The 22,556-nt window shown below is 70.1% G+C and carries 15 protein-coding genes; 11 read left to right on the forward strand and 4 right to left on the reverse strand.

The window, feature by feature from the left end; all coding sequences use genetic code 11:
• Positions 1–194: 194 nt before the first annotated feature.
• A complete protein-coding gene (locus ACFXI4_RS24870) occupies positions 195–2,798 on the reverse strand; it encodes a PA14 domain-containing protein (RefSeq protein ID WP_384994614.1) in 2,604 nt (867 codons plus the stop codon).
• A gap of 157 nt (positions 2,799–2,955) precedes the next feature.
• Here ACFXI4_RS24870 and ACFXI4_RS24875 point away from each other — a divergent pair, with 157 nt between their 5' ends.
• From ACFXI4_RS24875 to ACFXI4_RS24900, 6 genes are all read left to right on the forward strand, one after another.
• Positions 2,956–3,969 carry a LacI family DNA-binding transcriptional regulator gene (locus ACFXI4_RS24875; protein WP_362725487.1) on the forward strand — a complete coding sequence of 338 codons (1,014 nt, stop codon included), beginning with the start codon at positions 2,956–2,958 and terminating at the stop codon, positions 3,967–3,969.
• A gap of 142 nt (positions 3,970–4,111) precedes the next feature.
• Positions 4,112–5,209 (forward strand): ABC transporter substrate-binding protein, encoded by a 1,098-nt coding sequence (locus ACFXI4_RS24880; protein WP_384994617.1) that lies wholly within the window; start codon positions 4,112–4,114, stop codon positions 5,207–5,209.
• A 1-nt stretch (position 5,210) separates the two neighbouring features.
• The gene (locus tag ACFXI4_RS24885; protein ID WP_384994620.1) at positions 5,211–6,728 is read left to right on the forward strand and encodes a sugar ABC transporter ATP-binding protein; all 1,518 of its coding nucleotides are present in this window, start codon (positions 5,211–5,213) and stop codon (positions 6,726–6,728) included.
• Positions 6,721–7,683: an ABC transporter permease gene (locus tag ACFXI4_RS24890; RefSeq protein ID WP_384994623.1), complete on the forward strand. Its 963-nt coding sequence runs from the start codon at positions 6,721–6,723 to the stop codon at positions 7,681–7,683. Before ACFXI4_RS24885 ends, ACFXI4_RS24890 begins: the two co-directional genes overlap by 8 nt.
• Positions 7,680–8,711, forward strand: a complete 1,032-nt coding sequence (locus ACFXI4_RS24895; RefSeq protein WP_384994625.1) for an ABC transporter permease — start codon at positions 7,680–7,682, stop codon at positions 8,709–8,711. The genes ACFXI4_RS24890 and ACFXI4_RS24895 overlap by 4 nt, the downstream gene beginning before the upstream one ends.
• Positions 8,712–9,061: 350 nt before the next feature.
• Entirely contained in the window at positions 9,062–9,205 is a 144-nt protein-coding gene (locus tag ACFXI4_RS24900; protein ID WP_384994627.1) for a hypothetical protein, read from the forward strand.
• A gap of 18 nt (positions 9,206–9,223) precedes the next feature.
• Here the strand turns inward: ACFXI4_RS24900 and ACFXI4_RS24905 are convergent, their stop codons facing one another.
• Positions 9,224–11,080 (reverse strand): glycoside hydrolase family 2 protein, encoded by a 1,857-nt coding sequence (locus ACFXI4_RS24905; RefSeq protein ID WP_384994629.1) that lies wholly within the window; start codon positions 11,078–11,080, stop codon positions 9,224–9,226.
• Between the two features lie 220 nt (positions 11,081–11,300).
• Between ACFXI4_RS24905 and ACFXI4_RS24910 the strand changes: the two genes are divergently transcribed.
• From ACFXI4_RS24910 to ACFXI4_RS24925, 4 genes are all read left to right on the forward strand, one after another.
• Positions 11,301–12,377 (forward strand): LacI family DNA-binding transcriptional regulator, encoded by a 1,077-nt coding sequence (locus tag ACFXI4_RS24910; protein WP_384994631.1) that lies wholly within the window; start codon positions 11,301–11,303, stop codon positions 12,375–12,377.
• A gap of 120 nt (positions 12,378–12,497) precedes the next feature.
• Positions 12,498–13,841: an extracellular solute-binding protein gene (locus tag ACFXI4_RS24915; protein WP_384994633.1), complete on the forward strand. Its 1,344-nt coding sequence runs from the start codon at positions 12,498–12,500 to the stop codon at positions 13,839–13,841.
• A gap of 12 nt (positions 13,842–13,853) precedes the next feature.
• Positions 13,854–14,801: a carbohydrate ABC transporter permease gene (locus ACFXI4_RS24920; RefSeq protein WP_384994636.1), complete on the forward strand. Its 948-nt coding sequence runs from the start codon at positions 13,854–13,856 to the stop codon at positions 14,799–14,801.
• A 12-nt stretch (positions 14,802–14,813) separates the two neighbouring features.
• Positions 14,814–15,680 (forward strand): carbohydrate ABC transporter permease, encoded by an 867-nt coding sequence (locus ACFXI4_RS24925; RefSeq protein WP_384994638.1) that lies wholly within the window; start codon positions 14,814–14,816, stop codon positions 15,678–15,680.
• 195 nt (positions 15,681–15,875) lie between these two features.
• Here ACFXI4_RS24925 and ACFXI4_RS24930 read toward each other — a convergent pair whose 3' ends face one another.
• Together ACFXI4_RS24930 and ACFXI4_RS24935 are read right to left on the reverse strand one after the other, a co-directional pair.
• Positions 15,876–16,355, reverse strand: coding sequence for a hypothetical protein (locus tag ACFXI4_RS24930; protein WP_384994640.1), 480 nt, complete (start codon positions 16,353–16,355; stop codon positions 15,876–15,878).
• A 213-nt stretch (positions 16,356–16,568) separates the two neighbouring features.
• Complete coding sequence (locus tag ACFXI4_RS24935; protein ID WP_384994642.1) at positions 16,569–17,117, reverse strand: GNAT family N-acetyltransferase; 549 nt, start codon at positions 17,115–17,117, stop codon at positions 16,569–16,571.
• A 531-nt stretch (positions 17,118–17,648) separates the two neighbouring features.
• Here ACFXI4_RS24935 and ACFXI4_RS24940 point away from each other — a divergent pair.
• A complete protein-coding gene (locus ACFXI4_RS24940; RefSeq protein ID WP_384994645.1) occupies positions 17,649–22,439 on the forward strand; it encodes an RICIN domain-containing protein in 4,791 nt (1,596 codons plus the stop codon).
• Positions 22,440–22,556 lie beyond the last annotated feature (117 nt).

The following is a 22,556-nucleotide window of genomic DNA, read 5'->3' on the forward strand; positions in this document are numbered from 1 at the left end:
GGGGGGTAGCCCGCGGGGGGGGGGGGGGCGGGTTCCGAGGCCCGCCCGGGCCGGCCACACCCGCCCGGGGAACCGGTTCCCCGCCCGGGGTGGGGTCCGCGGTCGTTGGGGCGACGGCGGACCGCACCCCTTTCATTCATGGCGCAGGAGACTCGGCGCGACGCGGGGAGGCGTTCGCCGATTCCGGGCGGGTGTCAGGAGCACCCGGCCGGGGTGGCCCGTGAGGCGTCGGAGATCAGCGCCTGCTGGGCCTTCCTGAGCCGTTGGACGTCGGGCTTGACCACCTTGCGGTCGTACGTCAGCAGGCCGTTGAGCTCACCCTCGACGTCCGAGATCTGGGTGTACACCGCGCCGTTGCCGCCCTTGCAGGCCAGCGCGTGGACCTCGGCGAGCTTGGCCAGGTAGTCGTCGGTGTAGGCCGCCGGGTCGACGTCGACGTATGACTGCTGCACCGACCAGGCGTGTCCCGGTACGGCAAGGCCGAGGCCGCCGTACTCACCGCTGACCAGGGCACGCCGGCCGTCGGGGTGGGGCGGCAGGGCCGGACTGGGATAGCCGTGTTCGTCCATGATGTCGCCGGTGCCGCCGTCCTCGCCGAGGTTGAGTCCGGACATGGAGTTGACCAGCCGGGTCGGGTCCCAGGACTTGGCCTGGTCGGCGATGCGGGCCATGTCGTACTGGCCCCAGCCCTCGTTGAAGGTGACCCACATGACGACCGACGGGCTGCTGTAGTGCTCGTCGATCATCTGCTTCATCTCGCGCTCGTACTCGGCGCGCGCCGGGGCCGACGGGTTCACTCCGGCCGTCATCGCGGGCATGTCCTGCCACACCATCAGACCGAGCCGGTCGGCCCAGTAGAACCAGCGGTCGGGTTCGACCTTGATGTGCTTGCGCACGGCGTTGAAGCCCATGTTCTTGTGCATCTTCAGGTCGTAGGCGAGCGCCTCGTCGGTCGGGGCGGTGTACAGGCCGTCCGGCCAGAAGCCCTGGTCCAGGGTGGCCATCATGAAGACCGGCTCGCCGTTGAGAACGGTGCGCGGGACACCGTTCACCTTCTCGACCCCGATCGACCGCATCCCGAAGTAGCTGCCGACACGATCGGCTCCGACGCTCACCTTCAGGTCGTAGAGGAACGGGTCGTCGGGCGACCACAGACGCGGGTTGCGGATGCGCAGGGTCAGCGGCCCGCCGCTTCGGCCGGTGACGGTGGCCACCTTGCGTTTGCCCTGGTAGGCCGTCGCCGTGACCGGCAGGCCGTCGCGGACGCCCTGCGGTTCGACGGTGAGGGTGCCGGCGCCGACGTCCGGGGTGAGCTTGAGCCGGCCGACGTGGTCGGCGGCCACCGGTTCCAGCCACACCGTCTGCCAGATGCCGGAGGTCGGCGTGTACCAGATGCCGCTGGGATCCAGTCGCTGCTTGCCGACCGGCGGGTTCTCGCCGTCGGCCGCGTCGGTGGGGTCGTAGACGCCGACGATCAGCTCCTGGGTGCGGCCGGGCTTCAGCGCGTCGGTGATGTCGGCGCTGAACTTGTCGTATCCGCCCTGGTGTTCGGCCACCTTGGTGCCGTTGACGTACACCTGCGCCTGCCAGTCGACCGCGCCGAAGTTCAGCTGCAGCCTCTTGCCGGAGCCGATCTTCCAGCCGGCCGGGACGGTGAAGGTGCGCCGGTACCACATCCGGTCCTCGTGCCGTTCGAGCCCGGACAGCTGCGACTCGACGGGATACGGGACGAGGATCCGCTCGCCGAGCTTCCTGCCCACCGGCGGCTGTTCTCCCGCCGCGGCGGCGGCGAACTGCCAGGAGCCGTTGAGGTTCCGCCAGGCGTCGCGGGTGAGTTGGGGCCGTGGGTACTCGGGATGGGCGTTGTCCGGCCCGACCTTGCCGGCCCATCTGGTGCTCAACTCGTACGTCGACCTGTTGGCGCCGCTGCTCCAGAAGGATCCGACAACGTTGCCATCCGTGCCGGTCAGGCCGCCTTGACCGTCGTAGCGCACGTCGGCGAGACCGGACGCGGTGCCGGTCTTGTTCCCGACGACGGGCTCCTTCAGCGTGATCAGCAGCTTGTGGGGGTCGGCGGAGTCCAGCCGGGCATCGCCCAGTGGCCAGGTGGCGCCCCCGATCACGGCGTCGAGATGCTCGCCGAGACCGGCCGGCGGCGCGCCGAGCGGCTGCGCGAACTCGAGGGCGAGGGTACGGCCGCTCGCCAGGACCGCGGTGGAGACGGCCCCGTCGTAGTCGTAGCCGTCGGGCAGGCGGAACGCGGACGACGGTACGGCCGTCTTGGCGCCGCCGGGCGGGGTCCAGCGCAGATGGAGGTTGGAGCCGCCGTAGTGCTCGAAGTACTCGACCTTGATGTCATAGGCCGTGCCGGCCGTCAACTCGACGGGCTGGCCGGTCTGTTCGCGGTCCCAGTCGTCCACCCAGTGGTCGATGACCAACTGCCCGCCGACCCAGAGCCGGAAGCCGTTGTCGCCGATGATGGAGAAGGTGGTCGGCCCGGTCTTCTCCGGGACGATCTTCCCGGTCCAGCGGACGCTGACGTCGTCCGACTGGCCGGTGGCGAAATTCAGCCGCGGCTCCAGGGTGTCGAAGTCGAGATTCGGGTCGAACCCGGTGGCCTTGAGCTTGTCGAAGTCGAAGGCGCCGGGGGCGGACTGGGTGTAGTACTCGCCCTTGAGGCCGTGGACTTCCACGGGATCGTCGGCCGCGGTGGCGGCGGGTGCCGCGGTGAGGCCGGCGAGGCCCAGTGCCGCGGCGAGCAGCAGGGCGAGGCGCTGTCCGAGAGGTCTGATGCGCACGAATCCTCCTTGGGTGAGGAAGGGTGGCGGCTCGTTGCTTCAGTCTGTACAACGTTGGAAGGAACGGCAGTTGGCATGAGAGCACGGCTCTCGGCCTCTGTCCAGGGGCATGACAATCCCCGGGACGCGAGGCACTCATCGACGCTGAGGAGATCCCTTGCGGGTCAGCCTGAGGGACGTGGCGGAACGCGCGGGCGTTTCGATCAAGACCGTGTCCAACGTGGTGAACAACTATCCGCACGTCACCCCGGCCATGCGCGCCAGGGTGCAGGCGGCGATCGACGAGCTCGGCTACCGGCCCAACCTGACCGCGCGACATCTGCGCAAGGGCCGGACGGGCATCATCGCGCTCGCCGTTCCCGAACTCGGCAACCCGTACTTCGCGGAGCTGGCCGGCGCCGTGATCGACGCGGCCGCGGAGCACGAGTTCACCGTCCTGCTCGACCACACGCGGGGCGAGCGCGAACAGGAGATCCTGGTCAGCCAGGGATTCCGGGGCGGAGTGATCGACGGGCTGATCCTCAGCCCGCTGACCCTGGAGGCCGAGGACCTCCGCGGCCGGTCCGGCGACGTACCGCTGGTGCTGCTCGGCGAGCGCGTGTACGGCCTGCCCTTCGACCACATCGCGATCGACAACGTGGCGGCTGCCCGCTGCGCGGTGCGTCATCTGCTGGGCCGTGGCCGGACCCGGATCGCCTACCTCGGTGTGCGCACCGACTCCGTGAACCAGCCCGCCCACCTGCGACTGGACGGCTGGCGGGCGGAGTTGACGGCGGCCGGGGTGCCCGCCCCGGACAGCCTGGTGGTGCCGGTCGGCGGCTGGGACCGGGACGACGGGGCGCGTGCGATGGCCGAGTTGCTGGACTCCGGCGTGCGTCCGGACGCCGTCTTCGCCTTCAACGACCTGATCGCGATCGGGGCGATGCGGGTGCTGCACGAGCGGGGCCTGCGGGTGCCCTGGGACGTGGCGGTGGTGGGTTTCGACGACATCGCCGAAGGGCGTTTCGGTGCCGTCACCCTGACGACGGTGTCGCCCGACAAGCAGGCCATCGCGAAGATGGCCGTGGCCTCGCTGCTGCGCAGCCTGTCGGGCCGCGTGGAGCCCGGCGGACGCGAACTGACCGCGAAGTTCGAGCTCGTCGAACGGGAGAGCACCTTGGGCCGGCGGTGACGAGATTTCGGACGGAAGGCTTTACACGGCCCTTCCAACGATGTAAAAACCTCCCCTGAACGACGAGCTCGCCGAGTTGACGCAAGAGCAAGCCTCCCCGAGAGCGCTCTCAGCTCCGGGGCCGTGCCGTTTGGGGACACTCATGAAGCCCACCGCACTTGCCCGTCGCACCTCCGCACGAACACTTCTCGCCGCCGGCCTCGTGGCGAGCCTCGCGCTCGCCACCGGATGCACCAAGTCCGAGGACGACTCGGACGCGAAACCCTCCGCCTCGAAGCAGGACGACGCCGGCCAGGTGGTCGCCTCGCCCGGCACCGCCTCCGGCCCGACCTGCACCATCGACGCCTACGGCGGTCAGAAACTCGATCTGAAGAGCGCCACCGTCGGCTTCTCCCAGTCCGAGAAGGAAGCCAACCCCTTCCGGATCGCGGAGACCGCCTCCATCAAGGCCGAGGCCAAGGCGGAGGGCGTCAAACTGCTCACCGCCAACGCCCAGTCACAGTTCTCCAAGCAGATCAGCGACGTCCAGGACCTCATCGCCAAGGGCGCGGACCTCCTGGTCATCGCTCCGCTCAACTCCGACGGCTGGGAGCCGGTGCTGCGCACCGCGGCCGCCAAGCACATCCCGATCGTCACCATCGACCGCAAGATCAACGCGGCGGCCTGCAAGGACTATGTGAGCTTCATCGGCTCCGACTTCGTCGAGCAGGGCAAGCGGGCCGCGGACCAGATGATCCGGGCGACCGGCGGCAAGGGCGAGATCGCGATCCTCCTCGGCGCGGCCGGCAACAACGTGACCACCGAACGCACCAAGGGCTTCGAGGACCGCATCAAGGAGAAGGCACCCGGCCTGAAGATCGTGTTCCGTCAGACGGGTGAGTTCGCCCGCGAAAAGGGCCAGTCGGTCACCGAGAACCTCATCCAGTCCAAGCCCGGCATCACCGGGATCTACGCCGAGAACGACGAGATGGGCCTCGGCGCCGTCAACGCCCTCAAGGGTGCGGGCAAGAAGCCCGGCGACGTCAAGATCGTGACCATCGACGGGACCCGCAACGCCGTACAGAGCATCGTGGACGGCTGGATCTACGCGGTGATCGAGTCCAACCCGCGCTTCGGGCCGCTCGCCTTCCAGACCCTCGACACCTTCACCAAGGGCGAGAAGGTCGGGCAGGACATCGTCATCAAGGACAGCGCCTACGACAAGAGCAACGCACAGTCGGACCTCGGCAAGGCCTACTGACGTGCTCTCGGTCACCCAGCTGTCCAAGACCTTCCCCGGCGTGCGCGCGCTGTCCGACGTGGACTTCACCGCGCGCGCCGGGGAGGTGCACGCGCTCGTCGGCGAGAACGGCGCGGGCAAGTCGACGCTCATCAAGGTGCTCACCGGGGTGTACCGGCCCGACCGCGGCGAGGTCACGTACGGCGGAGAACAGGTCCGTTTCAGTACGCCGCTGCAGGCCCAGCAGGCGGGCATCTCCACCATCTACCAGGAGGTCAACCTCGTCCCGCTGATGAGCGTGGCCCGCAACCTGTTCCTCGGCCGCGAACCGCTGAACCGGCTGGGCCTGATCGACTTCCGGCGCATGCACCGGGAGGCCGACGAGGCACTGCGCGGTCTCGGCATCCGGGTCGACGTGCACCGGCCGCTGCGTGAACTCGGCGTCGGCGCCCAGCAGATGGTCGCGCTGGCCCGTGCCGTCGCCGTCGACGCCCGCGTCGTGATCATGGACGAGCCGACCTCCTCCCTCGAACCACGCGAGGTGCAGACCCTGTTCGAGGTGATCCGCATGCTGCGCGGGCGCGGCGTCGCGGTCGTCTACGTCAGCCACCGCATGGACGAACTCTACGAACTCTGCGACACGATCACCGTCCTGCGCGACGGACGCGTCGTGCACACCGGCCCGCTCGCCGACCTCGACCGGCTGCGGCTGGTGGCCATGATGCTCGGCCGGGAGATCGGCGAGGTACGCGCGGAGGGCATGACCAAGTTCACCGGCTCGCACGACACCGACGCCGAACCCGTCCTGACCGCGAGCAATCTGACGGCACGCCACACCCTGCGGAACGTGTCGCTGACGGTCCGCCCCGGCGAGGTCGTAGGCCTCGGCGGCCTGCTCGGCTCCGGACGCAGTGAGACCGCGAAGGCCATCGCCGGGGCCCTGCCCACCGACACCGGCCGGGTCGTCGTCGCCGGCGTGACGGTACGGGCCGGTTCGACCGCCGCAGCGATCCGCGCCGGCATCAGCCTGCTGCCGGAGGACCGCAAGAGCGAGGGCATCATGCCGGGCCTGTCGGTCCGCGAGAACATCGCGCTCGCCGCGCTGCCCGGGCTGTCCCGGTTCGGCCTCGTCGACGACGCCCGGGTCGACCGGATCGTGGAGACGTTCATGAAACGGCTCCGGATCAAGGCCTCCGGAGCCCACCAGAAGGTCGGCGAACTCTCCGGCGGCAACCAGCAGAAGGTCCTGCTGGCCCGCTGGCTCGCCCTGCACCCCAAGGTCCTGCTCCTGGACGAGCCGACCCGCGGCATCGACGTCGGCGCCAAGGCCGAGGTGCAGGCGCTCATCGACGAACTCGCCGACGACGGCCTCGCCGTGCTGCTGATCTCCTCCGACACCGAGGAACTGATCGAGGGCAGCGACCGCGTGGTCGTCCTCAAGGACGGCGCCGTGGTCCGTGAGCTGACCGGTGACGCCGTCACCGAGGGCGAACTGATGCGCGCCATTGCCGCCGTACCCGCTGGAGAGAGCGATGACTGAACTCACCCTCGGGCGCGGCACGCTGGACCGTGCCCGGCTGCTGCGCCTGCTCCAGGACTACGGCGTGTACACCGGCGTCCTGGTGCTGCTGCTCTTCAACTTCGCCTTCACCCCCCACTTCGCCTCCGCGGAGAACTTCCGCACCCAGGCCGTCCAGGTCGCCCCCGTCCTGATCGTCGCCCTGGGCATGGCGCTGGCGATCGGCACCGAGGGCGTCGATCTGTCGGTGGGCTCCGTGATGGCGCTGGCCACCTCGCTGCTCTCGCTCTACCTCGGCTACGGGCCCTGGATCGCCACCTTGATCGCGGTGATCGCGGGCGCCGTGATCGGCCTCGCGAACGGTGCGCTGATCGCGTTCGTGGGCGTCCAGCCCATCGTCGCCACCCTCGCCCTGATGGTCGCCGGACGCGGACTCGCCCTGGTCCTGCTGCCCCAGCTGAAAGACGTACGCGACCCGGGCCTTGCGGCACTCGGCTCCGGCGCCGTCCTCGGCGTGCCCTACCTGGTCCTCATCGCCGCCGCGCTCGCCGTGCTGGTCGCGTTCGTGATGCGCCGCACCACCTTCGGGCGGCAGGTCCTGGCCGTGGGCGACAGCCGCCCGGCGGCCCGGCTCGCCGGGCTCCCGGTCCGCCGGGTCCTGGTCGTGGTCTACGTCGCCTCCGGCGCCCTCGCCGCGATCGCCGGCGTGCTCGCCACCGCCCGCCTCGCCGCGAGCGACCCCACCTCCCTCGGCACCCTGATGGAACTGTCCGCCATCACCGCCGTGGTCGTCGGCGGAACCCCGCTCAGCGGCGGCCGGGTACGCATCGGCGGCACCGTCGCGGGTGCCGCGCTCATCCAACTGCTCACCACCACCCTCATCAAGCACGATCTGCCGCCGTCGTGGACCCAGATCGCCCAGGCCGTGGTGATCGTCCTCGCCGTCTACGCGGCCCGGGAACGAGGCAGGCGATGACCACGCAGACCGAAGAGGCCGGAATGCCGTCCGACACCGTGAGCCGCAAGGGCGCCGGTCCCGGGCGCACGAACCGTTCCGAGCGGCTGAGCGGGCTCGCTCAGCAACACGGTGCCCTGGTCACCCTCGTGATCGCCATGGCCGTGGCGTCGTTCGGCTTCGACACCTTCCTGACGGGCGACAACCTGGAGAACATGGCGCTGTCCTCGGCGTTCCTCGCCGTGGTCGCCCTCGGCATGACCTTCGTGATCGTCACCGGCGGCATCGACCTGTCGGTGGGCTCGCTGTTCGCCCTCGGCGGCGTCCTCGCCGCCTGGGGTTCGCAGTACGGAACGGCGGTGGCCCTGCTGCTGCCGCTCGCCGGCTGCGGACTGATCGGCCTGGTCAACGGAGTACTGATCGCACATGTCCGGCTGCCGCCGTTCATCGTCACCCTCGCGGCGATGCTGGGCGCCCGGGGCATCCTGCTCGCCATCACCGACGAGGGTTCGAGAACGTATCTCGTCGACAAGGACTCCTTCTTCGCCACCCTCGGACAGGGCTCCCTGGGCGGCATCGGCGTGCCCGTGTGGATCACCGTGGCGCTGTTCGTGCTCGGTGCCGTCGTGCTGCGCCGGACCAGGTTCGGACAGTACGTGTACGCGGTCGGCGGCAACGAGGACGCGGGAGCCCTGATGGGCGCACCGGTGGCCCGTACGAAGATCTCCGTCTACACGCTCTCGGGCCTGTGCGCCGGGCTCGCCGGCGCCCTCAACGCGGCCTGGCTGCTGTCCGGTGTGACGATCCTCGGCAGCGGCATGGAGCTGGAGGCCATCTCGGCCGTGGTCATCGGCGGCACACTGCTCAGCGGTGGGTTCGGCTTCATCAGCGGCTCGCTCGTCGGGGTGCTGCTGCTGAAGGTCATCCAGAACGTGATCAACCAGATCGGCTCGCTCGACTCGGCCTACCAGCAGGTCGTCAGCGGGGCGTTCCTCGCCGTCGTGGTGGTCGCCCAGACGTGGCTGGGCCGGAGACGGAGAGTGCTGTGACAGCTTCCCTGACGAGATCCCGCCGCGGACCGGCCCGCCCGTCCCCCCACCGTGACCGTGCAGGACGCCCGTTTCCGAGTCCTGTCACCGACGCTGATCCGGACCGAGTACGCGGGGGACGGCCACCTCGAGGACAGCCCCGCCTCCAACACCGTCGGGCGGGACTCCTTCACCCCGCCCCGCCACACCTCGTCTGCGAGGACGACGGCACCACGCGCTCCGGACGTACGGCGACCACCGGGATCCGCCGCACCGAGCACCAGGACACCCAGCCGCTGACGATCGACCCGGCCCGGGGAACCTTCCCCGGGCAGGCCGTCCGCCGCAGCTGGACCGTGTCCTTCCTCGGCGTGGACGAACCGCCGAGCCGGGTCAGCGCGGGAGGCACCCGCCTCACCCGTTCGGTCTGGCACCGGGACGACGACGCCCACGTACCGCGGATCACCCCGCCCACGCGGAGCATCCGCGCCGCCATGGCCGTCGCGTACCGGTAGGGGGACGGGCCGTGGCCGCTACACCCCGTCGGCCACGGCCGGCGTCCCGGGCTTCTCCTCGGAGGCGGTCCCGGTGCCGGTGACGATACGGCGGATCGTCTCCAGCGGCAGTTTCGGCGAACCGTCCGTGCGGAGGAGGCCGTTGGTCTCCTGGGCGGTGTCCATGAACTGCGTGTAGCAGAAGCCCGCGACGATCGGGCTCCTGTGCAGCACTCCGAAGATGTCACCGAGGAGGGCGGCGTACTGCGTGTCCGAGCTGGTCCGCGTGTAGGAGAACTCGTCCTCCTCGGCGCCCACCGACAGACCGCCGAACTCGGTGACCATCAGGGGGACTTCACCGGCCCGGTAGCGCTCCGTCTGCCGGGCGTGGAGGGAGAGGGTCCGCCCGGCCGGACCCGGCGAGGCCAGCAGTTCCTCGAACCCGGCGGCGTCACCGTAGCGACGGGTGAGCAGCTCGGGGTCGGAGGAGTAGTCGTGCACGCCCATGATGTCGCTGTCGGTGTGCTCCCAGCCCTCGTTGGACATGACCGGCCGGGTCGGGTCCAGCGCGCGGGTGAGGTTGGCGAGCGCGACCGTGTAGGCCTGCTGCGCCGGGTCGTCGGCGATGTCCGAGCAGCCCCAGCTCTCGTTGACCGGCACCCAGGTGACGATCGAGGGGTGGCTGCGGTCACGCCGTACCATGTCCAGCCACTCGCGGGTGAGCAGCTCCACGGCCTCGGTGCCGTACTCGTACGCGGCGCCGGTCTCGCCCCACACCAGCAGACCGAGCCGGTCGGCCCAGTACAGGAAGCGCGGGTCCTCGGCCTTCTGGTGGATACGGACCGCGTTGAAGCCCATCGCCTTGATCAGCTCGACCTCGCGGCGCAGTTCGCCGGTGCCGGAGTTCGCGATGAGGGTGTCGGGGCGGTAGCCCTGGTTGAGGACCGAACGCACGTAGTAGGGACGGTCGTTGAGCAGGAAGGTGCCCCGGCCGACGCCGGCGCTGCGCAGGCCGACGTAGCTGTCGACGGTGTCGAGCACCTCGGCGGTGGCGGCGTCGCGGACGGTGACCCGCGCGTCGATCAGGGTGGGCCGCTCGGGGCTCCACAGCAGATCCTCGCGGTCGATGCCGTTGCGCAGGGCCGGGACGACGAGGTCGACGCGGCCGCGCGGAGTGCGGACGGCGGTGGTGGACTCGGCGAGCACCTCGCCGTCGTGGCTCAGCACGATCTCCACGCTCACCGGGCCGGCCGCCACCGAGGCCAGGGTGATCTCGGCCCCGACACCGCGTGCCGGGTCGGGGAACCAGGCCAGGTCGGTGACGTGGCGAGCGGCGACGGTCTCGGTCCACACGCTCTGCCAGATGCCGGTGGTCCGCTCGTACCAGACCGCGTGCGGGCGGTCCTGCCAGTCCTGCTTGCCGCGCGGCTGCGCGAGGTCGGCCGGGTCGTCCTCGGCGCGGACGACCAGCACGTGCTCGGCGGTGCCGGGCAGCATCGCGTCGGTGACATCGGCGGTGAACGGCGTCTGGCCGCCCACGTGCTCGGCCACCAGCCGCCCGTCCAGCCAGACCTTCGCACGGTGGTCGACGGCTCCGAAGTGCACCAGCGACCGGTCGCCGCCGCCGACGGCGAGGACCTCGTGGGGTATGCGCCGGCGGTACCAGACCACCGCGTGCGCGGCGGTCTCCCCGATGCCCGAGGCGGGCGCCTCGGGCGGGAACGGGACGGTGATCTCCCGGTCGAACGCCTTCGTCGCCGCATCGGAGAACCACGCGTCGCGCTCGCCCTCGCGGGCGTCGTCGTACCCGAACTCCCAGGCACCGTCGAGGCTGTGCCACCGTTCCCGCCGCAGGATCGGCCTCGGATACGTCCCGTCCTGCTCGCTCGCCTTCACGGACCCTCCTCCTGCCTCTTTCCGGAATTCCCGGCATAGGCGTTTCTACGATCGAAGCCCTGCCATCATGAGTGATCGTTTGCATCGATGCAAGGTCCGGGTGGGATGGGACGATGAGTCGAGGCTCCCCGGTGCGGCAGACTCTGGGAGCCCGCCGGGCGCCGAATGAGGCCACCCGGCGGGCTCCGAGTGCCGGCACGACGGGAAGAAGGAGGCCCCAGTGGCCAAGGTGCGGATGCGGGACGTGGCCGAGCATGCCGGGGTGTCGGTACGGACGGTGTCGAACGTGGTCAACGGCTTCTCGCACGTCAGCCCCGAGACCCGTGCCAAGGTGCAGCGCTCGCTCGACGAGCTGGGCTACCGCATGGACTACCTGGCCCGTGGCCTGCGCTCGGGCCGCACCGGCTTCATCGCCCTCGCGGTGCCGTTCCTGGCCGAGCCGTACTTCGCCGAGCTGGCCCAGGCGGTGATCCGGGCCGCGGGCCGGCGCGGCATCACGGTGCTCGTCGAGTCGACCGCGGGCGACAGCGAGGTGGAACGACGGATCATCGAGGGCGGTCTGACCAATGTCGCCGACGGTGTGCTGCTGAGCGCGCTGACCCTGCCCGCCACCGACATCGCCGCCAAGAAGCCAGACTTTCCGCTGGTCATGCTGGGTGAGCACAGCGTCGGTGACCAGTTCCCGCGGGTCGGCATCGACAACGTGGCGGCCGCGCGCACCGCGGTCGAGCACCTGCTGGAGCAGGGCTGCCGCTGGATCGTCGCGCTCGGCCGCAACGGCAGCGAGAACGGCCGCCAGCGCACCGAGGGCTACGAGCAGGCGATGTCGGCGGCCCGGGTGCGGCGGGTGAACTGGCTGGTCGTACCGGTCGAGGACTGGACCAGGGAGCAGGGTTACGTGGCCGTGCGCGAGCTGCTGGAGGGCGACGGACCGCTGCCCGATGCCATCTTCGCCTTCAACGACGCGCTCGCCGTCGGTGCGCTGCGGGCCTTGGACGCCTCCGGGGTGCGGGTGCCCGAGGACGTCGCCGTCGTCGGCATCGACGCCGTCCAGGAGTCCGCCTACACCCACCCGCCGCTCACCTCCGTCGCCCCCGATCTCGACGTCATCGCCGAGCGCTCGCTGGCCCTGCTGGAGGAGCAGATGCAGGCCTCGGGGGAGTCCGGTGAGGCCGCGTCGGGCGAGGGCGCGCAGGTGGGGGCGGTGGTGGCGGCCACCCAGGAGGCCACGCCGTACCGGTTGGTCGTGCGGGAGTCCTCGCGCCGCGAGCCCGTGCGCGAGCCCGCACCGGAGTGATCCGTGGCGGTGGCAGCGGGCCCCGGGGACTTCTTCCCGACCGTCTATTGCATCGTTGCAAATCGTGTGCGAGGGTCTGCGCCATCGAGTTCACATCGAATTAACGAGGTGAATACCCCTATGAGCGGAGCGATGGCGCGCCGGCGGTTTCTTGCCCTCGGTGGTGGCCTTGCCCTGACCGGAGGGCTCGCGGCGTGTTCCTCCCCGCTCGCGTCCGGTCTGACGGGCTCGCAACCGGACACGGCGGATGTCATCTTCTGGAACCTCTTCACCGGTGGTGACGGCGCCAACATGGTGCTGATGGAGAAGGCCTTCCAGAAGGCCAACCCGGGCACGACGGTCGAGGCGACCGTCCTGGGCTGGGGCAATCCGTACTACACGAAGCTCGCACTGGCCACCGCGAGCGGCACGCCGCCGGACGTCGGCATCACCCACCTCTCGCGGCTTCCGCTGCTGGCCGCCTCCGGCCTGCTGGAACCGATCGAGCGGACCCCCCTCGGCGAGCTGGGTGTCACCGAGGAGAAGTTCACCCCGGCGGCCTGGAAGAAGGCCACCGTGGACGGCACCGTGTACGCGGTCCCGCTCGACACGCACCCCTTCGTCCTCTATTACAACGTGGACATCGCACGCAAGGCCGGGCTGCTGAACGCCGCGGGCGACGACCTCGTGCCTCTCAAGGGCAAGGAGGACTTCGTCGACGCGGTGAAGGCGATGAAGGACGCGGGCGGAGCCCAGTACGGCTCGGTCATGTCGATCACCGCCGACCCGTCCACGGCCTGGCGCTTCTTCAGCATGATCTACTCCGGACTCGCCGGCCCGATCGTCACCGACTCCGGCACGAAGATCGCCATCGACGACGAGGCGATGCAGGAGACGGTCGCCTTCATGCAGAGCCTGACCGGTCCGGACCTGATGCCGAAGAACCTCACCGGAGCCGGCGCCAACGTCCTCTTCAGCACCAACAAAGCCGGCTTCCTCTTCGACGGCGAGTGGCAGATCCCCACGTACCGGCAGGTCAAGAACCTGAAGTTCAACGTCGTGCCGTTCCCGGCGCTGCTCGGCGCGAAGCCGGTGGCGTACGCCGACTCGCACGCCCTCGTCCTGCCGCGCAACGACCGCGGCAACGAGACCCGCACCCGCGACGCGTCGAAGTTCGTCAGGAGCCTCCTGGACAGCAGCGCGGTGTGGGCCGAGGGCGGACACATCCCGGCCTGGCTGCCGACGCAGCGCAGCAAGGCGTTCCTCGAGCAGTCACCGCAGCACAACTACGTCGAGGCCGCGTTCAACGCCCAGTACGACCCGGTGGCCTGGTACACCGGCGCCGGCTCGGACTTCCAGGGCGTGATCGGCGGCACGGTCATCGAGGCGCTCGCCGGGCGGATCACGCCCAAGGGCATGGCCGCCGCGATGCGCTCCGCCCTGAAGCGGTACACCACGTCCCGACCGCCGGTCACGATGAAGTAGGAGGCAGTCACCATGACGACCGTCGTCCCGGCGCGACCGGCCCGAGCCGCATCACGCACCGACCTCACCGCCGACCGGCCCTCCCCTTCCGAAGGCCGGGCGGGCAGACTCCTCACCGCCCCCTTCCTCGTCGTCTACCTGCTGTTCCTGGTCGGCCCGCTGCTCGTCGGCGTGGTCCTGAGCTTCTTCAACACCACCACCGTCAAGAGCGGCCTCGGTGACTTCGTCGGCCTGTCGAACTACCACGAGGTGCTCACCGACTCCCTTTTCTGGGAGAGCATGTGGCACTCGGTGCTCTTCACCCTGCTGACCACGCCCCCGCTGGTGATCCTCGCCCTGGGCGTCGCCGTCCTCGCCTCGCGGATACGCCGCGGCCGGCTCTTCTACCGCATCGCCTTCTTCGTGCCGTACGTCGTGCCGTCCTCCGTCGTCACCCTGGTCTTCCTGTGGATGTACACCCCGCAGATCGGCCTCATCCCGAAGGTCTTCGACGCCGTCGGACTACCGGTACCGGACTTCATCGGCAGCACCTCGGGCGGCTGGACCGCCGTCGTGCTGATGACCGTGTGGTGGACGTTCGGCTTCAACTTCGTCCTCTACACCGCCGCGATCCAGGACGTCCCCGCGGACGTCTACGAGGCGGCGGCGATCGACGGCGCGAGCCCTTGGCAGCAGATCCGCCACATCACGGTGCCGCTGCTCGGCCGGACCACCAGCCTGGTGCTGATCCTGCAGATCCTCGCCTCGCTGAAGGTGTTCGACCAGATCTACCAGCTGCTCGGCGGCGGACCCAACCAGTCCACCCGACCGGTCATCGAGTACATCTACGACACCGGCTTCACCGCCTACCGCGGTGGCTACGGCGCTGCCGCCACCATGGTGTATTTCGTCATCATCGTCGCGATCTCGGCGGCCTGGTACGGGCTGCGGCGCCGTCGCGCGACCGGCAGCGCGGCCTGAGCGGAGGACCCCTTGACCACCATCACCCAGCCGCGGACCGCCGAGCCGAAGGGCGCGGTCAACGGCGCCAAGCTCTTCAACCGGCTCTGCGCCGTGTGCCTGACCCTGTTCGCCCTGATCTGGCTGGTGCCCTTCGTCTGGGCACTGATCACCTCGCTGCGCGACGACGCCGCCATCACCCAGAGCCCTGCGTCGATCTTCGCCGGCGGCTGGTCGCTGGACGCGTACTCGACCGCCTGGGACAGCCACCCGATCGGCACCTGGTACCTCAACAGCCTGGTGATCTCGGTCCTTGCCGTGATCTTCACGGTGGCCTTCTGCTCGATGGCCGGATTCGCGCTGGCCTTCCTGCGTTTCAGGGGCCGGGCCCTGGTCATGGCCGTCGTCACGGCCGGCCTGATGCTGCCGACCGAGGCGCTGGTGCTGCCACAGTTCATCGAGTACCGGTCGTTCCATCTGCTCGGCACGTTCTGGGCGCTGGTCCTGCCGTCGGTCGCGGCACCGATCTCGGTGTTCGTCTTCCACTCGTTCTTCCGCGGCATCCCCACCGCGCTGATCGAGGCGGCGCGTATCGACGGCGCGAGCTGGTGGCGGGTCTACGCCAACGTCTGCATGCCGATCTGCCGCCCGGCCGTCTCCACGGTCGCGATTCTCACCTTCATCACCTCCTGGAACTCCTTCCTGTGGCCACTGCTGGTCCTCAGCCAGACCAGGTCCCAGACCATCCCGGTGGGCCTCGCCTCGCTGGTGGACCCGAGCAGCCCCCAGTACGCCGAGATCATGGCCTCCTCGGTCCTCGGCTTCATCCCGCTCGTCGCCGTCTTCCTGGTCTTCCAGCGGCAGATCGTCCAGGGGATCGCCACGACGGGCATCAAGTGACGGATCTGTTCCCGCCGCCGTGAACTCCCGTGCTACGGCGTGGTCTCCACCGCCCTTCTGAGCGGTGGAGGCCACGCCGTACCCGGTCGGAACACCGCAGGAGGACTGCCACCGGTGGGCAGCCCGCGCCCGACGACAACGCCGCAGACGTGCGTGCCAGACCCCGCGCCCGCGGCATGATCCGAACGACAGGCCCTAGCGGTCGACCGCCGCCTTGGGGTTGACCTCGCAGTGCTCGATGTCGTCCACGCGTCCCGTGCCGGCGACGGCCACGCGCAGGGTCGCCGTGCCCTTCGCGGACACGTACGTCTGGTCGGAGGTCTTGATGATGGTGCCGCCGTACCCGTCCTTGAAGGTGATCTTCACGGTGAAGAGGCTCTCGCTCGCGTTCGGGTTCCTGACCTCGACGGTGGCGTAGGGGTCCTCCGGGCTCGCGCAGTGCACGAGGACAGCGGTGCCGTCCTTCTGCGGCCGGGCGGTGGCGCCGGAGGAGGACGGCGTCGGGGTGGAAGCGCGGGTCGGCCGCGAACGGCGGGTGGCGTCGCCGCCGGAGGCCGGCGTCGAACTGTCGTGGTCCTGCCGGGAACTGCTGCAACCGCCACCGTCACCGCCGTGATGGCTGCGGCTTCGGTGGCCGTGGGTCGACGAGAACCCGGTCAGGGTCAGTACGACCATGGCCGACACCGCTGTGAATCTGAGCCTGCGCCCCCGTGTGTACATGCCGTAACCCTATCCACAGGTGTCACAGACGATCCGGCGAGGAGCCGATCCGATCGGTGGGCGTGAACCGGTGCGCCGAGCTGCCGGACTCGGGTCCGGCCATGCGGTGTCGTGGCATCACCGGCCGGTCCCGGATGCCGGGTACTTCCGACGGCAGGCCCAACGGCGTCACAGCTCGTTGTTCAGCAGTGAGTACATGAACATGTCCCGGCGTTCGTCCCCGACCCGCTGCCACCCGCGCAGCAGCCCCTCGCGTTGGAATCCCGCACGCTCGGCGGTTCGCACGGACGCCGTGTTCCAGGGCTCGACCCACAGTTCGAGCCGGGGAATCCGCAGATCCCGCAGCGCCCAGCCGGCCACCGCGCTGACGGCGGCCACGGCGGCTCCCTGGCCACGCGCTGCCTTGACGACCCAGTAGCCCAGCGACGCACGGCCCTGTTCGAGGGTGTCCAACCACAGTCCCACCTGGCCGACCGGCCGGCCGGCGGAGGTCGCGATGACGAACGTGTACCCGGCCCTCGTGGTCGCCCGGCCCCACTGCCGTTCGACGAACGCGACGCCTGCCGACTCGGTGTAGGGCGAGGGCACCGTCGTGATCAACGGGATGTAGTCGTCCTCCGACGCCTCGCGGACCAACGGAAGGTCAGAAAGGCGCCATCGCCGCAGCACGAAGCCGGCACCGGCGGCGAGTTCAGGCACGTCAAGCGGTTGTTCCATGCACCCATCCTGCCGTGGCCCACGGCAGGCCCGCACTTGGTTTCCACGGTGTGGCCGTGGCCGGAGGGGCGCGGGGTGAGCACGGCCCCAACGGCCCGTGACGGGCGCGGCCTTGCGCCCCGGCACGGTCCTCGCCGCGTCTGTGATGTTGATCTCAAGGTTACGGAGGGTGGTGTGGGTGTGAAATCGGTGAGGGGCCGGTAAGTGTTGCTCACAGGCTGCGCACAGGATCCGTCCGGCCCCTCCATGCCGCGCCGAGGCTACCGACAGTAACTACCCCTGGCCCTAACGTCCTTGCCATCGGAATCAGCCGTATGTCTATGGTGGCGTCCGCTCCTGGACGGACCTGACCAGTCCCTTTGTCCGGGAGTGCTCGGCGTGTCCACGGGGGGGAGCGCCACCACCATGTGAGGGCCCATGCGCGGGCCCGAGCTGTCCCTCCCAGGAGTGCGCCTGAAGCAGCCACCCCAACAGAGAGGGATACGCGTGTTGCGTAGACCTATACGCCGGCAATTCGGACGCCCCAGATGGATGGCGGGCTTGGCGACTCCGGTCGTCGCGGTCCTCTCCCTCGCTCTTCTGGTGACCGGGGCGGTACAGCCGGCTTCCGCCGTCGCCGGTGACCCGCGCACCGCTCCGGCCGCCGACTCCTACGACGGGTACGACGCCAAGGCGGCCGAGCAACTCCGGTTCGACCAGTGTCTGATGGCCGACGGGCTGCGCAGGGGCGGGCCGAACATGTACGGCCTGTCCGCTGCCTCCCTGCCGTTGCCGGCGGACCAGTTGCACCAGAAGGCGGACCGCACCTGGGGCACCGGCGCGTTCGCCCAGGCGTTGCAGAAGGACCACGACGACTCCGACGCCTGGGTGAAGAAGACCGACGACACCCGTCAGGCATGGGGCAACGCCGTCAGCGGCCTGGACAGTTATCCCGGGGCCCCCGAGAAGGAGAACCTCTTCGACAAGACGGGGCTGCTGCCCTGGCTCTTCCAGTCGTACTTCAAGTCGATCGACCTGCTGTCCCCCTTCTACGACCCGTCACCGCAGGCGGACGACCAGGCGAAGAAGGCCGCTCTCGCGGTCGGAGACCCGCTGTACACCAACGGCGGGACGAGCCAGGAGCAGGAGGCCTGGAAGCTGTGGAAGAAGAACTCCGGCGACCCGGTCCCGAACGAGATCTTCGTCCCGCGGGTGTTCGCCGACGACGCCCGTGTCTTCCTCGCCTCCGGGGGCTTCCCCACGACCGCGCCGACGCCGGACACCCCGGAGTTCCGTATCGCGGTGGAGGACCTCAAGACCCGGTTCGCGTCGTGCGCCTGGCACGACCCGATCGACCCCGACCGTGTACTGGGCAAGGAGGTGGCGCAGGCGTCCGCCGAGTGGCAGCAGGAGATCACTTCGCAGGCCACCCAGCGCAACCAGGTCCTTGCCGCCTCCAGCAGCGCCGGCACGGCCCTGCGGGACGGCACGTTCGCGCTGGGCAAGTTGCTGGGGCAGTCGTGGATCGCGGACTACTCGACCCGCTGGCTGGACTACTACACCGAGGGCGGCTTCAACTGGATCGGCGACGGCGAGCTGGAGATCCAGGTGCCGGGCGCGGCCGGCAAGTGCCTCGACGTCCAGGGTGCCGGCAAGACCAACGGCACCCCCGTGCAGGTCTACACCTGTAACGCCGGGGCCGGCCAGAAGTGGCAGATGTGGGCCACTTACGACGGCGGCCGAACCCTGCGCAACCCCAACTCGGGCAAGTGCCTTGAGGTACTGAACGGCGGCACCGCCGACGGCACGAAGATCCAGATCCGCGACTGCGGCAGTGCCAAGGCCCAGCAGTGGAAGTTCGACGTGCGCAACGCCGGTCCGCTGGTGAACGCGGCGTCCGGCAAGTGCCTGCATCTGCCGGCGTTCGACAACAGCAAGGACGCCGTCTCGTCGGCGTGCAACGGCTCCGCGGCACAGAAGTTCCGGATCGTCGCCAAGACCCACACCGGCAGCGCGCCCGCCAAGGCCGACGTGGACAAGGCCAAGGCGGCCGTCACCGCGGCGCAGGCCGAGGCGAAGAAGCAGCTCGCCGTGGTCAGGACGCAGCTGGCCACGGCGCAGAAGGCCGCGACCACGTCGGACACCGCGCTCCAGGCCGCCTACGCCATCGCCGACGCGGCGGGTGCTCCGCGGGGCCGGGGTCTGCTGGTCGGTTTGCAGAAGGACCAGGTCATCAAGGGCGCGGCCGCCGCCCTCCAGGCGCTGGAGAAGGCCGGCGAGACCGCGGAGGCCGCAACGCGCGCCGCGGCCGGGGACAGCGCGACCATCACGCAGCGCGCCCTGGCACAGGCGGCGCAGTCGAACGCGGAGTTCCGCAAGAAGGCCGCGGAGGCGGCCGAGTTGCAGGCCAAGGCCGCGGCCGATGCGGCCAGGGTCCATCGCGACAACGCCAAGAAGGACAAGGAGACCGCGGAGGCCCAACTCGCCGTGGCGGTGAAGGCCGAGGGCGACGCGAAGGCGGCCGCCGCCGACGCGCACGCCAAGCGCCTCGCGGCCGAGGCCGAGGAGAAGACGGCCGAGGCGGAGAAGGAGAACGCCGCCGCCAGCCGGGCCGAGGCCCTGGAGCACCGCAAGAACGCCGAGTCCGAGGCGGCGAAGGCGAAGGACGCCAAGGATCGTGCCGAGGCCGCCGAGAAGACCGCCGAGGACCGGCGGGACGACGCGGTCACGGCCAAGGACCACGCCCGGGACATGCGCGACGACGCGTGGGACGCCGAACAGAGGGCGGACGCGGCGCGCACCAAGGCCGACGCGAAGCAGGCCTACGCCGACAAACTCGAGTCCGGTGACGCTGCCGACGCGGCTCGTGCCGCGGCGAACCAGGCGGACACGGCGGCTGACGACGCCGAAGCCGCGGCGGGCAGGGCCCGTTCGGAGGCGGACGCCGCCACGCAGGCCGCGGCCGACGCGGACGCCGCGGCGACGCGTGCGGAAGCCGCGGCCAAGCGTGCCCGTTCTGACGCGGACGCGGCGCAAGCCGCCAAGCTGAGGGCGGACTCGGCGGTGAAGACGGCCACCAGCGCCGTGGCGGACGCCATCGCGGCCTCACAGCATGCCGCGTCCGAGGCGACGGCGGCGGTGAAACTGGCCGACGAGGCCGAGCAGCACGCGAAGGACGCCCGGGCCCAGGCCGACAGCGCCGGCAAGGAGGCCGGCAACGCGCTCGCGGCGGCGGCGAAGGCCGCGGGGTTCGCCCACGTCACCGCGCAGGCGGCCGTCGACGCCGGCAAGTCGGCCCAGCAGGTCGCCGCGCCGGCAAACGACGCCGTGGAACTCGGCTCGCCGTACGTGGACACGGACTCGGCCGCCGGTCTGGTGGTGCTGACGGGGCAGTCGTCGAAGACGATCGCCGAGCAGCAGCAGGCCGTCGCGGACGCGCACGCCAAGAACGCCGCCGCCGAGGCCGACGCGGCGAAGAACCTCGCCGACCAGGCCAAGGGCGACGCCAAGGAGGCCTACCAGCACGCGGCCAACGCCGCCCAGTACGCCGCCGACGCCCGCACCTACGCCAAGGACGCCCTCGGCTACGCGGCCGACGCCGCGAAGGCCGCGGCCGCGGCGCAGGCGTCACTGGCCCGGACCATCGGCTACGACCAGCAGGCCGCCGAGGACGCGGCAGCCGCCGACAAGGCCGCGGGCAACGCCGAGGGTTACGCCAAGGACGCCCGCGACTCCGCCGACGCCGCCGAACTGGACGCCGAAGCGGCCCGCTCCGCGGCCGGCCAGGCCGAGCAGGCCGCCAAGGACGCCCGCGCGGCGGCCGATCGCGCCGACGCCGCCGCCACCGAGGCCGAACAGGCGGCGAAGGACGCGGACAAGTACGCCAGACAAGCTCAGGAAGCGGCCGACCGGACGGAACGGGGGGAGGCCAACAAGGAGGCGTCCCAGGGCACCGGCACGGGTATCCCGGGCGTGTTCGCCGTGCCGGACGAGTCCACCGTGCAGATCGTCAGCTCCCGGCAGATCGGGACCTGCCCGGGGATGCCGGACGCCGCGTTCGTGGGCTGTGACGCGACGTTCGACCTGGTCGTCACCTACGAGGCCGACATCTACCTGTGCACCGACGACCAGGCCCAGGCCACGGCCGACGGATGCCCGAAGCAGGCGTGGGAGTTCCTCAAGCGGGCGACGCTGAAGAACATCAAGATCGACGGCTGGACGCACGAGTTCTCCGGCAAGGACATCGTCCGCGCCGGATGGCAGAGCCTCTTCGGTGATGTCGCCGGATCGATCCTGTTCTCCTTCTTCGCCGAGGACCTGTTGGACTGCTGGCACGGCGACAAGTCCGCCTGTGCCTGGAGCCTCGCCACGTACGTCCCGCTCGAAGGCGCGCTCGCGCCGATCGCGCGTGCCGTCAAGGCCCTCGACGCCGCTGCCAGGACCGGGATCGGCTACGCGGACGCCTGGAAGGCGCTGCGCGCCCTCGACGGGCTGTCCAACGAGGCCCTCGCCGGGCTTGCCGCCAAGATCGGCAAGATCCTGGGCAAGACGTGCGAGCGCAACAGTTTCCCCGGCACCACCCGGGTGCTGATGGCAGACGGAACGACCAAGCAGATCCAGGACGTCCGGATCGACGACGCGGTCCTTGCCACCGATCCCGAAAGCGGCCGCACCGAAGGCCGCACCGTCACCGACACGATCTACACGCCGGACGACACCGACTTCGCCGACATCACGATCGACGCCGGCGACGCACGGATCACCGCCACCCGGCACCACCCCTTCTGGTCGCCCGGCTCCCACCACTGGATCGACGCCGGCGACCTCGAGCCCGGCCAGACCCTGCGCACCAGCGACGGCCGGACCGTCGTCGTGGCCAGCGTCCACCGCTATCACCGGCTGCACTCGGCCTACAACCTCACCGTCGACGACCTCCACACGTACTACGTCCTTGCGGGCGGTACCCCGGTCCTGGTGCACAACTCGGGCTCCGTGTGCGAACACATCGCTCTCGGCCTGCAGACGGTGGGCGAGAACGAATGGGCCCTCGACGAGTTCGCCATGGAACGCGAAGCCCTGACCTATCACGACTGGCCTGGCAATGGCCCGTGGTACAAGAAGTTCGAGGCGTACCTTTCTTCGGAGTCCACGGCGAAGATCTCGTTCAACCTGGACGGGATCACGGACCCCGTCGCCGCGGCCCGCGCGGGCAAGTCGGTCGATCCGAGCGGCTTCGAGAAACTGACGAACTGGGAGCTCTACAAGGTCAGTCAGTCTCCGGAGGCGTGGGACAGGATCACCTGGTACAAGGGAGGTAAGGTAGATGCCAACCCCTTCAAATAACGGCCCGAGAGCGGCCGTGAGTTCGGCTGTGATGTTCAGGTCCGATCGGACCTTCAGGGTCTGGCGGTACGGCGTCGGGCACTCCCAGCTGCTCCTTCGGGCCGTTCCCGACAGCGT

This window comes from Streptomyces sp. NPDC059224 (assembly GCF_042754285.1).
Lineage (GTDB): Bacteria > Actinomycetota > Actinomycetes > Streptomycetales > Streptomycetaceae > Streptomyces.

What these genes read in the sequence shown, in the direction of transcription:
- ACFXI4_RS24880 (WP_384994617.1), top strand. Translation starts at nt 4,112, where the DNA reads ATGAAGCCCACCGCACTTGCCCGTCGCACCTCCGCACGAACACTTCTC.
- ACFXI4_RS24890 (WP_384994623.1), top strand. Translation starts at nt 6,721, where the DNA reads ATGACTGAACTCACCCTCGGGCGCGGCACGCTGGACCGTGCCCGGCTG.
- ACFXI4_RS24895 (WP_384994625.1), top strand. Translation starts at nt 7,680, where the DNA reads ATGACCACGCAGACCGAAGAGGCCGGAATGCCGTCCGACACCGTGAGC.
- ACFXI4_RS24915 (WP_384994633.1), top strand. Translation starts at nt 12,498, where the DNA reads ATGAGCGGAGCGATGGCGCGCCGGCGGTTTCTTGCCCTCGGTGGTGGC.
- ACFXI4_RS24920 (WP_384994636.1), top strand. Translation starts at nt 13,854, where the DNA reads ATGACGACCGTCGTCCCGGCGCGACCGGCCCGAGCCGCATCACGCACC.
- ACFXI4_RS24930 (WP_384994640.1), bottom strand. Translation starts at nt 16,355, where the DNA reads ATGGTCGTACTGACCCTGACCGGGTTCTCGTCGACCCACGGCCACCGA.
- ACFXI4_RS24935 (WP_384994642.1), bottom strand. Translation starts at nt 17,117, where the DNA reads ATGGAACAACCGCTTGACGTGCCTGAACTCGCCGCCGGTGCCGGCTTC.
- ACFXI4_RS24940 (WP_384994645.1), top strand. Translation starts at nt 17,649, where the DNA reads ATGGCGGGCTTGGCGACTCCGGTCGTCGCGGTCCTCTCCCTCGCTCTT.